At 36.5% G+C, this 14,217-nt stretch carries 14 protein-coding genes and 1 pseudogene; 9 read left to right on the forward strand and 6 right to left on the reverse strand.

Annotated features, from left to right (window positions below):
• A partial coding sequence (locus tag ACGHIN_RS14425) for an acyl-CoA dehydrogenase family protein (protein ID WP_390454946.1) occupies positions 1-641 on the reverse strand: 641 nt, incomplete at its 3' end.
• Positions 642-830: 189 nt separating this feature from the next.
• On the opposite strand from ACGHIN_RS14425, the gene ACGHIN_RS14430 reads away from it, so the two are divergent.
• The 6 genes from ACGHIN_RS14430 to ACGHIN_RS14455 all read left to right on the forward strand — a co-directional run bounded on the left by ACGHIN_RS14430 (position 831) and on the right by ACGHIN_RS14455 (position 7,567).
• Complete coding sequence (locus tag ACGHIN_RS14430; protein ID WP_390454949.1) at positions 831-2,696, forward strand: endonuclease; 1,866 nt, start codon at positions 831-833, stop codon at positions 2,694-2,696.
• A 138-nt stretch (positions 2,697-2,834) separates the two neighbouring features.
• Entirely contained in the window at positions 2,835-3,440 is a 606-nt protein-coding gene (locus ACGHIN_RS14435; protein WP_390454952.1) for a SatD family protein, read from the forward strand.
• Between the two features lie 2 nt (positions 3,441-3,442).
• On the forward strand, positions 3,443-4,138 hold the full coding sequence (locus ACGHIN_RS14440) for a DUF3307 domain-containing protein (protein ID WP_390454955.1): 696 nt from the start codon (positions 3,443-3,445) through the stop codon (positions 4,136-4,138).
• Positions 4,139-4,174: 36 nt separating this feature from the next.
• On the forward strand, positions 4,175-4,897 hold the full coding sequence (gene purC / locus ACGHIN_RS14445) for a phosphoribosylaminoimidazolesuccinocarboxamide synthase (RefSeq protein ID WP_390454958.1): 723 nt from the start codon (positions 4,175-4,177) through the stop codon (positions 4,895-4,897).
• A 96-nt stretch (positions 4,898-4,993) separates the two neighbouring features.
• Complete coding sequence (gene purF, locus ACGHIN_RS14450) at positions 4,994-6,490, forward strand: amidophosphoribosyltransferase (RefSeq protein WP_390454961.1); 1,497 nt, start codon at positions 4,994-4,996, stop codon at positions 6,488-6,490.
• A 129-nt stretch (positions 6,491-6,619) separates the two neighbouring features.
• Positions 6,620-7,567 (forward strand): glycerophosphodiester phosphodiesterase family protein, encoded by a 948-nt coding sequence (locus tag ACGHIN_RS14455; protein WP_390454964.1) that lies wholly within the window; start codon positions 6,620-6,622, stop codon positions 7,565-7,567.
• Between the two features lie 75 nt (positions 7,568-7,642).
• On the opposite strand, the gene ACGHIN_RS14460 is transcribed toward ACGHIN_RS14455, so the two are convergent.
• The 4 genes from ACGHIN_RS14460 to aroB form a co-directional block, all read right to left on the reverse strand.
• Positions 7,643-8,362 carry a porin family protein gene (locus ACGHIN_RS14460; protein WP_390454967.1) on the reverse strand — a complete coding sequence of 240 codons (720 nt, stop codon included), beginning with the start codon at positions 8,360-8,362 and terminating at the stop codon, positions 7,643-7,645.
• A 255-nt stretch (positions 8,363-8,617) separates the two neighbouring features.
• Entirely contained in the window at positions 8,618-9,202 is a 585-nt protein-coding gene (locus ACGHIN_RS14465; protein ID WP_390454970.1) for a porin family protein, read from the reverse strand.
• Positions 9,203-9,345: 143 nt separating this feature from the next.
• Positions 9,346-9,975, reverse strand: a complete 630-nt coding sequence (locus ACGHIN_RS14470) for a porin family protein (protein ID WP_390454973.1) — start codon at positions 9,973-9,975, stop codon at positions 9,346-9,348.
• Positions 9,976-10,245: 270 nt separating this feature from the next.
• Positions 10,246-11,292 carry a 3-dehydroquinate synthase gene (aroB, locus tag ACGHIN_RS14475; RefSeq protein ID WP_390454976.1) on the reverse strand — a complete coding sequence of 349 codons (1,047 nt, stop codon included), beginning with the start codon at positions 11,290-11,292 and terminating at the stop codon, positions 10,246-10,248.
• A 363-nt stretch (positions 11,293-11,655) separates the two neighbouring features.
• On the opposite strand from aroB, the gene ACGHIN_RS14480 reads away from it, so the two are divergent.
• The gene (locus ACGHIN_RS14480; RefSeq protein WP_390454984.1) at positions 11,656-12,579 is read left to right on the forward strand and encodes a pseudouridine synthase; all 924 of its coding nucleotides are present in this window, start codon (positions 11,656-11,658) and stop codon (positions 12,577-12,579) included.
• A gap of 148 nt (positions 12,580-12,727) precedes the next feature.
• Here ACGHIN_RS14480 and pncA read toward each other — a convergent pair whose 3' ends face one another.
• Positions 12,728-13,333: a bifunctional nicotinamidase/pyrazinamidase gene (gene pncA, locus ACGHIN_RS14485; protein ID WP_390454979.1), complete on the reverse strand. Its 606-nt coding sequence runs from the start codon at positions 13,331-13,333 to the stop codon at positions 12,728-12,730.
• Between the two features lie 110 nt (positions 13,334-13,443).
• Here pncA and ACGHIN_RS14490 point away from each other — a divergent pair, with 110 nt between their 5' ends.
• Together ACGHIN_RS14490 and ACGHIN_RS14495 are read left to right on the forward strand one after the other, a co-directional pair.
• The gene (locus ACGHIN_RS14490; RefSeq protein WP_390454982.1) at positions 13,444-13,980 is read left to right on the forward strand and encodes a YfiT family bacillithiol transferase; all 537 of its coding nucleotides are present in this window, start codon (positions 13,444-13,446) and stop codon (positions 13,978-13,980) included.
• A pseudogene (locus ACGHIN_RS14495) lies at positions 13,974-14,217 on the forward strand (hypothetical protein); the annotation flags it as partial. The gene ACGHIN_RS14490 and the pseudogene ACGHIN_RS14495, both read left to right, overlap by 7 nt.

A 14,217-nucleotide genomic window follows, 5' to 3' on the forward strand; every position in this document is an offset into this window, starting at 1 on the left:
AAGATCAATTCAGCAGTTTCAGAAGCACGCATTCCTAATTTGTTTTCCTTTTTACCGGAAGTAAAACCAGGCATTCCTTTTTCTAAAACAAACGCTGTTGAATTGTTTTTCGCTCCTTTCTCACCCGTTCTTGTCATTACCACGGCAATGTCTCCTGAAATAGCGTGAGTGATGAAGTTTTTAGCACCGTTAATGATCCATTCGTCACCATCTCTTACCGCAGTAGTCGACATTCCTCCTGAATCTGAGCCGGTATTATGCTCCGTTAACCCCCAGGCTCCGATTACTTTTCCGGAAGCCAGCTGAGGAAGCCATTTATTTCTCTGCTCTTCATTTCCGAACTCATAAATATGATTGGTACAAAGGGAATTGTGTGCGGCAACGGAAAGACCTATAGACGGATCTACCTGTGAAATTTCATCCAGGATAGCAACATATTCATGATACCCAAGACCAGAACCACCATATTCTTCAGGAATAACGATTCCCATAAAGCCCATTTCTCCTAGCTGGTGAAACAAGTCTTTAGGAAAAGTCTGGCTTTCATCCCATTCCATAATATTAGGTCTGATATTCTTTTCAGCAAATTCTCTAGCCGTCTCCGCTATCATTTTGATGTTGTCAATAGTCTCTGTATTCATATAGATATAGTTAGTTCTCAAAGATACTCAAATTGCTGAAATGCAAAAAAAATTATTTCAGTCATAATATATTATTCACAAAAATCTATATATCAAAATTTTGCATTATAAGATTTAATCATTTTTTAATAAATTTTTCAGAACTTTGAGTATATTAATTTACTATTTTAGTCACCCATATTTTAAGGCATGAAAAAAATTCTATTTCCTCTTATTTTATTTTCATCTTATATTAGTGCGCAGATTCCCGCAGGGTATTATGATGGAACAGCAGGTCTTTCCGGATACGCTCTGAAAACGAAGCTTCATGATATTATTTCGGCAAAAAATATCAATTGGCATTACAGTGATCTTCCGAATTATTATAATCAGACAGATCTGGATAAGTATTATGATCATGACGCTACCAATACCACTCTTCTCCTGGATATTTATTCTGAGATTCCGACCGGACCGGATGCCTATGAATATACTTCTGCTAATATACCAACGAGTGCTCCGGCAGAAGGTGCGGGTTACAACAGGGAGCATATGATGCCTCAGAGTACTTTTTACAGCAATTACCCCATGTATTCTGATTTATTTTTTATAATTCCTACGGACGCATATATAAACCAGCGCAGAAGCAATTACCCATATGGAATTTCCAATTCCACTATTCATTATACTTTTACCAACACTTCAAAAATAGGGAATAGTGCCATTCCCGGATATGCCTATACAGGAAGGGTATATGAACCTATCAATGAATTCAAAGGAGATGTGGCAAGAAGTTTATTATATTTTGCCGTACGATATGAAGGCAAATTAGGAAGCTTTAATTTTAATAATAATGCCAATCCGGCCTCAGATACCAATCCATTGGACGGCACGGAGGAAAGATCATTTGATCCGGCTTATATAGCGATGCTTCTTCAGTGGCACATCCAGGACCCTGTGTCTCAAAGGGAAATTGACAGGAATAATGCGGTTTACGCTATTCAGAAAAACAGGAATCCTTTTGTGGATAATCCGGCTTGGGTGAATGCTATTTGGGGACAAACTCCGGACGCTGCTCCTCCTCAAACGCCATCTAATTTAACTGTAACACAAAACAGTGCTTATTTTGCCACGTTAAGCTGGACTCCAAGTGCAAGTACAGATGTTATCGGCTATAAAATTTATCAGAATGGCATTCAGGTGGCAGCCACTTCAAACACATCAATAAGCATTGATCATCTTAGTCCGTCCACATCTTATAATTTCACCGTAAAAGCTTATGATAACGGATATTTGCTTTCTCCTGAAAGCAATACTGTTTCTATTACTACTTTAAATTCTGATATCTATGCTAAAGATATTCTGGTTACTAAATATTTAGAAGGAACCTCCAATAATAAAGCTATTGAAATTACCAATAGAACCGGCCACCCTGTCAATCTTAACGATTACAGGTTGTCTATCCAGTTCAACAGCGGATCGGGATATTATTTTGTAGATCCTTACGAATTGGAAGGAATAATCCAAAATAATGAAACCGCCGTTATTATGAATCCAAATGCTAATTTCTCCTGCTATACCGTTAACCAGGCAAGATTTGTAACAGCCGCTCCCCAGATGACGTTTGGCGGCAGCAATTATCTTGAACTGAGGTATAAATCTACTACTGTAGATGCAATAGGAGTGAGTAGTCAAAATAATTCTACTGTTTTAGCAAATATTTCCTTATACAGAAAAAATACGGTTACCCAGCCTGCCACTACCTTTAGCATTACAGAATGGGATTCCTATGCAAGCAACTATTGCCAAAACCTTGGTGTACTTTCAACATCTGATATAATTTTAGCAGGCAACAAAGAAATCAGTATATTCCCGAACCCGGTGCAGGATGATATTTTTGTAAAAGGAGAGGTGTCTGATATAAAAACAGCCCAGCTCATAGATTTCTCGGGAAGAACGGTATATACAGAGAAAAATCCGTTCAAAAACAAGAAAAATATTTCTGTTCAAAACTTAAGAACCGGAACTTATTTGTTGAAACTGGATGAAAAAACCTTTCAGTTCATCAAAAAATAGGAAGCTAAATCTTATGAAATCAGTTTTATATACTGATTTAAAGCATCATTGATATAAGCAGATTCACTAATAATCAATATCTATAAGTGTTTCTGCTTATATCTTTTATTTATAAGTATTTATGCTTATATTTGCAAAATGATAGCGGTCATTACCGGTGATATTATAAACTCACAGCATGCGGACACAGAAGTCTGGATTACCAGGCTAAAGAATCTTCTGGAAAATTGGGGAAGCACACCGCTCGCATGGGAAATCTACAGAGGCGACGAATTTCAGTTGAAATGTAATATTGATGATGTCTTTTGGCATTTTCTAGCCATTAAGTCTCTTATAAAAAGTCAGGAAAATTTAGATGTACGTATCGCCATCGGTATCGGTGAAGAAAATTTTTCCTCCGAAAAAATCACGGAATCCAACGGCACCGCTTACGTAAATTCCGGACGGTTACTGAATGATCTTAAAAATGACGGCCATACCGTAGCAATCAAAACCACCAGTGACACTGTGGACAGAGACCTTAATATCCTTTTGAAATGGTCTTCCAAAGACTTTGATAACTGGACCATGGCTACGGCGGAAATCATTCATGAAATGATCATGAATAAAGATATTACGCAGGAAGACCTCGCTAAGAAATTTGCTATTTCACAATCCTCTGTAAGCCAGAGACTGAAACGTGCCAATTATGACCTTATTGTAGAAACCAATCAATACTTTAAAAAGAAAATTTCAGAACTGTAGGCATGATTTTCATTAAACTCATATTGGCACATTTACTCGGAGATTTCATACTTCAGCCAAATTCATGGGTTGCAGATAAGGAAAGCCGTAAGCTGAAAAGTAAATATTTATACTTCCACGTTCTCATTCATACCGCTTTAAGTTTTATTGTGCTTTGGGATGTACAATTGTGGTGGGTTGCTCTTTTGGTAGGCACTTCTCATTATATCATTGACTCTCTTAAGTTAAGCTTTCAAAACATTAAAACTAAAAAAAGGTGGTTTTTTATAGACCAGCTTCTGCATATATTGGTAATAGCAGGGATTTCATTGTATTATAAAGAATTCAACCTGAATTTTATTGAAAATCAGCAATTTTTGAAAATCTTCGTGGCAGCTTTATTTTTAACGGCGCCAGCTTCTGTTTTCATTAAAATACTGTTATCCTCCTGGACACCTGTTGCGGAGGAACTCAACAAGCTACAGACCGAATCTTTAACAAGTGCTGGAAAATATATAGGAATTTTAGAACGTTTACTGGTATTCACTTTTATTTTGGTGAATCACTGGGAGGGAGTAGGTTTCATGGTGGCTGCCAAATCTGTTTTCAGGTTCAGCGACCTTGCACAGGCTAAACAACGAAAACTTACAGAATATGTGCTTATCGGTACGCTTCTGAGTTTCGGAATGGCTGTTTTAACGGGAATTTTAATTAAATAATATAAATCTAACTATAAATTTAGAAAAGTAAAAGTTATGAGTCAAAAGAAAGAAATGTTGTACGAAGGTAAAGCGAAACAAGTATTTGCTACCGATAATCCTGATGAAGTAGTAGTACGTTTCAAAGACGATGCTACAGCATTTAATGCTCAGAAAAAAGGCCAGGTGGATCTGAAAGGTGAAATGAACAACGCTATTACCACCCTTATTTTTGAATATTTGAATGAAAAAGGGATTAAAACTCATTTCATCAAGAAATTAGACGAAAGAGAACAATTGGTAAGAAAAGTATCCATTATTCCTTTGGAAATGGTGGTAAGAAACTATTCCGCGGGAAGCATGGCTCAAAGATTAGGAGTAGAAGAAGGAATCAAATCTCCGGTAACTATATTTGACATCTGCTATAAAAAAGACGAATTGGGAGATCCGCTAATCAACGATCACCATGCTGTTTTCTTAGGTGCAGCCACCTATGAGGAGCTTGATGAAATGTACGAGCTGACTTCAGATATCAATGAAATCTTAATTGATTTATTTGATAAGATCAATATCATTTTAGTAGATTTCAAAATTGAATTAGGTAAAACATCAAACGGCGAGATCATTCTTGCTGATGAAATTTCTCCGGATACCTGCAGGCTTTGGGATAAAGATACCATGAAGAAGCTTGATAAAGATCGTTTCCGCAGAGATTTAGGAGAAGTAACCGAGGCTTACGTAGAAATCTACAACCGTCTTAAAAACCTTCTACAGAAATAAGATTTAATTTATTTAAAGATGTAAAAATTTAAAATTAAACGAAGAATGTTTTTTTAATCATTAAATTTTGAATCTTTTAATTTTAGAAAAATAGAAATGAAAAGTTTAGACATTCATAAAAGTGAATATTTAAAACAGTTTAACAACCAGCCGTACGGGAGAAATCTTTTCAGAACGCAGGAAGAAGAAAGACTGGATGCTCCGAATGAGGAGTGCGGAATCTTCGGAATGTATTCGGACAATGATGTGGATACGTTTTCTCTTTCACAGTTCGGTCTTTTTGCCTTACAGCACAGAGGACAGGAAGCTTGCGGTATTTCCGTTCTGAAGGACGGGAAAATCACCAATATGAAAGATGAAGGCTTGGTGTTGGACGTTTATAAAGAGATTCAGGATCCTGAAACTTTTATGGGAAATTCTGCCATCGGTCACACACGTTATACAACTGCAGGAGATAAAAAGAAGTATAATTTCCAGCCATTTTTTGCCAAAAACGAATATGACCAGATTATACTTTCTATTGCACATAACGGTAACCTAACCAATGCAAAAGAATTGAAAGCGGAATTGGAAGCAGAAGGAGTAGTATTCCGTGCTACTTCGGATTCTGAGGTTATTTTAAGACTGATCCAAAAGAACCTTGACTTAGGACTTCGGGGTGCCATTAAAGCAACCATGGAAAAAATCCAGGGTGCTTATTCTGTGGTGGGAATGACAAGAAATAAATTTTTTGCTTTCAGAGATTTCAACGGAATCCGTCCATTGGTTTTAGGAGCCATCGACGAAAAAACATACGTTGTAGCTTCCGAATCGGTAGCCCTTGATGCTGTAGGAGCACAATATGTCCGTGATATCTTACCGGGAGAGATTATTTATACCAATGAAAATGAACCGGGAAAACTGCATTCTTATATGGTGAATGAGCAAGGCCGACAAAGAATCTGTTCTTTTGAATATATCTACTTTGCAAGACCTGACTCTACACTGGAAAACATCAATGTTTATGAAATCAGAGAGAAATCGGGTGAAAAAATCTGGCATCAGGCTCCGGTAGAAGCAGATGTGGTGATTGGAGTTCCGGATTCCGGAGTTCCGGCAGCCATTGGCTTCTCAAAAGCTTCAGGAATACCTTTCCGCCCGGTTCTGATCAAAAACAGATACATTGGTAGAAGTTTTATCGTTCCGACACAGGAAATGAGAGAAAGGGTAGTAAACTTAAAGCTAAATCCGATTATTTCTGAGATCAAAGATAAAAGAGTAGTAATCATCGATGATTCTATCGTTCGTGGTACCACTTCAAAAAGACTGGTTAAGATCTTAAAGGATGCAGGAGTAAAAGAAATTCACTTCAGAAGTGTTTCTCCGCCCATTATTGCGCCATGCTATTTAGGTATTGATACTCCTTCAAAGGATGATCTTATTTCAGCGAATATGTCTACGGAAGAACTTAGAAAATATCTTGGGGTAGATTCTTTAGAATTCCTGAGTACGGATAACCTGAAAGAAATTTTAGGATCTTCCAACCACTGCTTCGGATGTTTTACCGAACAGTATCCTGTAGAAAAAGGAGAGGAGATAGAATTATTCAATTAATCATTGTATTAATATAAAATAAAAAGGTCAGGCTTGTAAGTCTGACCTTTTTAAATGTAGCAAAAGCTTAATATTCCTGTATCATAAGAGAAACATCTGCATTTTAATTTTGTGAATTAAATTTCAAGTATGAAAAATATATTTTTTACAGGTCTTTTGATGTTGTTGGCTCAACTGTATTCTGCTCAGTCTTTTGACAATCAGGCACACCGCGGCGGAAAATCTTTATATCCCGAAAATACCATTCCGGCTATGAAGAATGCTCTAAAGATGAACGTTACCACATTGGAGATGGATCTGGCCATTACCAAGGATAAAAAAGTAATTCTTTCACATGATGCTTTTCTTTCTCCTGATCTGGTTACAAAACCGGATGGTACTTATATTCCAAAAGATTCCGGGTTTTATTATAAAATTTATGATATGCCCTATGCAAAAATTCAGACCTTTGATGTAGGCTTAAAGAAATTAAATAGTTCTCCCGATCAAAAGAAAATGAAGGTACAGAAACCTCTTTTTTCGGAAGTTATAGATGCATGCGAAAAATATGCGCGTGAGCTGAAAAGACCTTTGCCTTATTATAATATAGAAACCAAAACACGCCCGTTTTCAGATAACATCTTTCATCCTGAACCGAAAGAATTTGTTGACCTGATGATGAAAATTATCGTGGAAAAAAGAATTGAAGACCGTGTTATTATCCAGTCTTTTGACCCCAGAACCCTTGAAATCATTCATAAAGAATACCCCAACATAATGACCGCATTGCTGGTGGAAAAAGTAGATGATAAAAAATTGGCACAGCAGAGGACACATTTTCAAAATATACCGATTGAAAAGTTCCGGTTATATCCCAATCATCTTAGTGGAGTGGCAGAAGATATGAAATTTCTAAGCTTTACTCCTACAATTTACAGCCCGGAGCAGAATCTTGTAACGCCAGAGCTTGTAAGGGAATGCCATGCTTTAGGCATGAAAGTTATTCCATGGACCGTTAATACGAAAGAAAGGTTAGAAGAGCTAAAAAGCATGGGAATAGATGGAGTAATCAGTGACGATCCGCGAATATTTGAATAGTCAGTAAATAAAATGGCCGGAAAAATATTCCGGCCAATAATGCAAAAAAATTGCATTTGGAGTTAAAAATTGGTTTTAAAATTTATAATTCAATCCTAACTGGAATACCCGGTTGGTATTGATATTTTTAGCGTCTTCACTGACTCCTGAATTATTGGCAACATGCGTAAGGCTGTTTACATATCTTGCATTGATCCCGACATTCGGAGTGAAATCATACCCAAGACCCAAACCTAAACCGACATTGAATTTCTTGATATTGTCTTTATCAATATCTTCCGAATAAGACGTTGCCTGCGTAGTGGTAACTCCTCCCGTTGTGGTTGCAACAGTGCTTTCCCCTTTGTTTTTACCATTCAGGAAATAACTGAATTCCGGTCCTGCCTCAATGTAAAAGTTTTTGGCTGGCTTCATCTGAAGCATTAATGGTACTGAAATGTAATTTAGAGAAGATTTGTACTCATTTTGGGTTTTTACAGTTGTTGAACCCGTTGTTACCTCTGAAGAGGAGACTACGCTTCTAGCTCCCAATTCATTGTACAATACTTCAGGCTGAAGGCTGAATTTTTGAGAAAGCGGAATATTAACGAGAACTCCGGCATGAAACCCGATTTTCTGATTCTTCGTACTCAATTCCTGCTCACTGAATGAGGCGGCATTACCACCAGCTTTGATTCCAAATTTTACAGGGCCGGTTTCTTTGTTAACAAGTGGATTTTTTACCGTTGTTTTTGTTTCCTGAGCAAACGCCAGAGACCCAGTGACTATTGCTAGTCCTAGAAATAACTTCTTCATAATTTTGTTTTTTAATTTTACTACTTAAACTTTGTCTTTATTTTTCAATAAGACTTGAATTATTTTGCAAAATGCTTGCCAAAATTATAAATATTTGATAATCAAATTGTTATTAGCTTAATATGTTTCTTTAAATTGGAAAATATGAGTTTAGAAAAGGCAAATTGCCCGGTAAAAAAAAGCGTACCAAAAGCCATAAATGAAAAGGTCAGATTTAAAAATAAACCTGACCTTTTCTATTGAAATCAAAATTTGTTACTTGAACTTATATGCTAATCCTACCTGGAAAACATTATTTTTTCCTTCAGCCTGGATTCCGTTAGTTTCCTTGGCAATATCAGTTACACCCGCTACATATCTTGCCGTAAGACCGATATTTGGAGTGAAATAATATCCTGCACCAATTCCGATCCCGAAATCGAATCCTTTTACATAGTCATTCCCGTCTACAGATACATCCTGATATTTGAATTTAGAATCGATCAGGAAACTGAATTGAGGCCCTGCTTCAAGATAGAAATTTGGAACGAAATTATATTGGAACATTACAGGAACGGAGATATAACTTAAGTTTACTTTTAAGTCTTCCATACCGTCTGCTTTTGCACCAACACCGTTATATAAAATTTCCGGCTGTACACTGAATGAGCTGGCAACAGGGATATTAGCGAAGGCACCTCCGTAAAATCCAGCTTTTGCTTTAGAGTCGTCTCCTGAGATGGTAGAAATGTTAAGGCCTGCTTTTAATCCGAAGGATACCGGAGAAGAAGATGCAGATGTAGTTTGCGCAAATGCTAATGAGCCCGCTACTAAAGCAGCCCCTAATAATACTTTTTTCATGGTTAAAATTTTTTTAATGATTACTTGAATTAATATCATACACGTCCGGGCAAATTTCTTGCCAAACCATAACAAATGAAAAAAAATAAAAGCCGGACTATAAATCCGGCTTTACTAATTATAATTTATTACTTAATTCTTTCTTAGAATTTAAATGCTAATCCAACCTGGAATACATTGTTTTTTACTGCGTCAGAACCGCTTGGTCTGTCTTTAGCAATATCTGTAAGACCTGCTACATATCTTGCCGTAAGACCGATGTTTGGAGTGAAATAATATCCTGCTCCTAAACCGATACCGAAGTTAAATGTATTCAAATCATCCTTGAAATCTTCTGTTGTAGAAGAATTACCGGTTGTTTCATTCTTAACTTTATTTTTTGCGCTTAGCATGAATCCGAATTCCGGACCAGCCTCTAAATAAAGATTAGGAAGTGCATTATATTGGAACATTACAGGTACTGTAAGGTAATCCAAATTAGTTGAAGAAGAATATTTATCTCCTAATACTGTATATTCAGCTTTGCTACCATACTGAGAGTATAATAACTCCGGCTGAACGCTGAATGAGCTAGCAACAGGAATATTAGCAAATACACCTCCGTTGAATCCGATTTTTGATTTTTGATCATCTAATCCTTCGTCTTTAGATAAAGAAGAAACGTTCATCCCCGCTTTAATACCGAAAGCTACCGGAGAAGATGAGTTTGTTGTAGTTTGTGCAAATGCTAATGAGCTTGCTGTTACTGCTAATCCTAAAATTAACTTTTTCATAACCTAATTTTTTAATATTTACTATTTCTAATTTTAAATTTTACTACGTCAATTTCATTTTTGACGAAGACTATATTTCAAATTGTTTGCCAAAGTGGGGAATTGTACAAAAAAACATTATGATTTAAATCAACTTTTATAAAGTCAATAAAATTAAAACATTAAAAATCAAATACTTAAAAACCTATCAAACATTTGTTTAGAAATACTCTAAATTGACAATTTTGTTAAAAATAGTCATAAAATAAGGCTGAAAAATGGAGTTATTTTTTAGAAATCATTTAATTTTCTATAAAATTCAAGCGATTGAAGGATATTCTTCTGGCTGCTTTGATGATCATAAATACAGGAACCAATGCCGGAAAGTAATGAAAAATTGACCTTGTTATCCGTATTTTTCTTATCATTTAATAATAAGGCGCAGATATCATCATTTGTAAAATCCGTAATGTCTAAATAAGGATAATATCTCTTAATATTCTCTACAATGATTTCGGAATCTTCTTTAGAAAGAAGGTCTTCAAGATAGGACAGGTGGGCTTCACAAATCATTCCGGCGGCAACTGCCTCTCCATGAAGGATGGGGGTTCCCTGCTCAAGACACAAGCTTTCAATGGCATGGCCTATCGTATGTCCGAAATTCAGGGTTTTTCTGAGATCTTTTTCGTGAAAATCTTTTGTTACAACATCCTGTTTGATGTCCATGGATGTTTGGATATGAGCTGTCACAGCATCCACATCAAGTTTATGGATTTGAATAAGGTGGTCCCAATGCTGTTTATCCGCAATCAATCCATGCTTAAGCATTTCTGCAAAACCGCTTCTTAATTCTTTAAAGGGAAGCGTTTCTAAAAATTGAGGATATACAAAAATCTGCTCGGGGAAAGTAAACGTCCCTACCATATTTTTATAATGCATGAGATCAATGCCTGTTTTGCCTCCAATGGAAGCATCACACATGGATAATAATGTGGTGGGAATATTGATAAAGGGAATTCCTCTTTTATAAGTAGATGCTACAAAGCCGCCCATATCTGTAATAACGCCGCCGCCAAGGTTGATCATCAGGGCTTTTCTGTCCGCCTTCATTTCCGTGAGAATTTCCCAAAGCTGATTGGCAGTTTGGATATTCTTCATTTCTTCTCCCGCTTCAATTTCCAGAATTTCAAAGCTTAGATCGGTTTCCATATTGCCTAAGAGGGTTGGGAGACAATATTCATGTGTATTTTCATCAACAAGGATAAAAATTTTGCTGAATGTTTTTTCATGAAGAAAATCGTTTAACTGAGAAAAATTATCGTTTAATACTGTGATCATTTTAGGAATTTCTATAAGATTAATAGTGAAACTATTGTGCAAAGTTATGATTCTTAATTTTTAACTCGTAACTAAATTAGTATCTTTGCAGAAATTTTTAGAATGAGCAGAGATAATAACAATTCAGAAAGACCCAAAAGACCAAGAATTTCAATCAAGAAAAATTCTGATAATTCTCGTGCTTCTAAATCTGGAAATTCTTCAGGATCAAAGTCTTTTAAGAAATCTTCTCCTAAAACGGGTGAAAGAAATTCTGAGCATAAAGGAACAAATTCAAAGTTTGAAAAAAAGCCTTTCAAAAGAAATGAAAGTTCTGACGGCCAACATGAGGAACGAGGTTCAAAATCTGAAAGAAAACCTTACATTACCAATAAAAATGAAGGTAAAGAGAGAAAAACTTTCGGGAAACCTGCTTCTAAAAGAGGCAGCGGAAGGGATTTTGACAGCAGAGATAAATATGAAAGAGGAAATTTGAAATTTGGTAAAAAACCTTTTAACAGAAATGACAGGGATGATGACAGGGCAAAATCTTTTGTACAGAAAAGAAGACTGACTAAAATTGATAAAGATCTTCATAAGGATACCATCCGTCTTAATAAATATATTGCTAATTCCGGGATTTGCAGCAGGAGAGAGGCCGATGAGCTTATTACCCAGGGTTTGGTGGAAGTGAACGGAAAAGTAGTGACGGAAATGGGGTATCAGGTTCAGAAAACGGACCGTGTTATATTTGACGGACAAAGCATTACTCCTGAAAAGCCTGTTTATGTACTTTTAAATAAACCGAAAGGATATATTTCCACGACCAAGGATGACAAAGCCAGAAAAACGGTAATGGATTTAGTAGCGAATGCTTCTCCATACAGAGTCTTCCCTGTAGGAAGGCTTGACCGCTCTACAACAGGGGTTATCTTATTGACGAATGATGGTCATATGACAAAAAAACTGACACATCCGTCATTCAATGTGAAAAAAATCTATCATGTAACTTTAGACAGAAAACTGTCTACTGAGGATATGAAAGCTATTGCTGACGGAATCCGTTTGGAGGAAGGCGTAGCAGTTGTAGACCAGATCTCTTTTATTGAAGGAAAACCTAAAAATGAAGTGGGAATAGAAATACATATCGGATGGAACCGTGTGATCAGAAGAATCTTCCAACGTTTAGGATATGAAGTGGAAGCCTTAGACCGGGTGATGTTTGCCGGATTGACGAAGAAGAATATCAAACGAGGACATTGGAGAATCCTTACAGATTTAGAGGTAAACAATTTAAAAATGCTTTAAGAAATTAAGCGGTATAAGTTTGAGTGATGAGATGAGTTTTTATTTGTCTTCCCAATAAAATAAAGCGTGGTATTCAAAGATTACCACGCTTATTTTATACTATTTGTTGAGACTCTTCACTTCGTTAAATTCATAGCTCATGACTACATTATCCCAGAACAGTTACTCCTTTCTGAAGCATTTCATAAATAGCATCTCTGCCATTATCCGGCTTAACATTCACTGCTCTGGTTCCATTAAAATGCAAACAGGTAATGTATCCGTTTGCAACTGCATCAAGACAGGTAAATTTTACACAGTAATCCAAGGCCAGACCTACAATTTCCAATAACTGGATGTCATGATATTTCAAAAAGTCGTCAAGACCCGTTTTCATAAAGTGGTTATTGTCCTGGAAGCCACTATAGCTATCTATTTCAGGATTCTTTCCTTTCTGAACGATATGGGTTACCTTATCCCTGTTCAGATCCTTATGAAATTCTGCCCCGAAAGTTCCCTGCACACAATGATCCGGCCACATAAACTGCGGAACACTGTTCAGAATGATGCTTTCTCCCACTTTTCTTCCGTTATTGCTTGCAAAGCTTTTATGATTTTCAGGATGCCAGTCCTGAGTTAAAACAATCTGATCGTACTCGTTTTCTTCCATCAGAAGATTGATATATGGAATCACTTCGTTGGCTCCCGGAACAGCTAAGGCGCCCCCTTCACAAAAATCATTCTGCACATCTACGATTATTAACGCTTTTTTCATATTAAGATTTCTCGAATTTTTGATAAATTTACAAAAACAAATACTCAAATATCCGTCCAAAACTGAATTATCGGACAAAACGACAACATTTACCTTTTAAAATGAATGCAATGAGTGATTTAGAACACAAGAAATTTCCAATCGGTCCTTTTCATATGCCGGGACACATTTCTGATATTGAACTGGATGAGCATATAAAGGTTATCAAAAATTTTCCGGGAAAGCTTAAAAACCTGATTGAAAATTTTAATGATGATCAGCTGGATACCCAATACAGGGAAGGTGGATGGACCGTAAGGCAACTTATCAACCACATTGCGGACAGCCATATCAACAGTTTTACCCGTTTTAAACTGGCTCTTACGGAAGATAATCCCACGATAAAGCCTTATGATGAAGCGAAATGGGCTGAACTTCAGGACAGCAGAAATATGCCTGTAAAACCGGCTATGAGAATGATCAAAGGAACACACCAGAGGTGGGCTGTCTTGCTTAAAAGTCTTACCAACAAACAATTTGAAAGAACCTTCCATCATCCGGAACAGGATAAAGATTATGATCTGAGAAATTACCTGGCATTTTACGCCTGGCATTGTCATCATCATTTTGCTCACATAGAAAATCTGAAGAAGGAAAAAGGTTGGTAAAAAAAACTCTTCACAATCGGCTTTATTTTGAGGAGATCGTTGAAAGGATCTCCGGTTTATCTGAAAATTCCCATGGAAAGTGGGGAAAAATGGATGTATGTCAAATGATGACCCATTGTGATCTTGTCCTCCAAATTCCGCTAAATAACGTGGAACTTTCCGAAATTAATTTCTTTTTGAAATGGATCGGGATCTGCACCAAAAACGAAATGTATGTTTTCAATTACGGTATTCCCC

It is taken from the genome of Chryseobacterium barbadense (assembly GCF_042849955.1).
Taxonomy (GTDB): domain Bacteria; phylum Bacteroidota; class Bacteroidia; order Flavobacteriales; family Weeksellaceae; genus Chryseobacterium.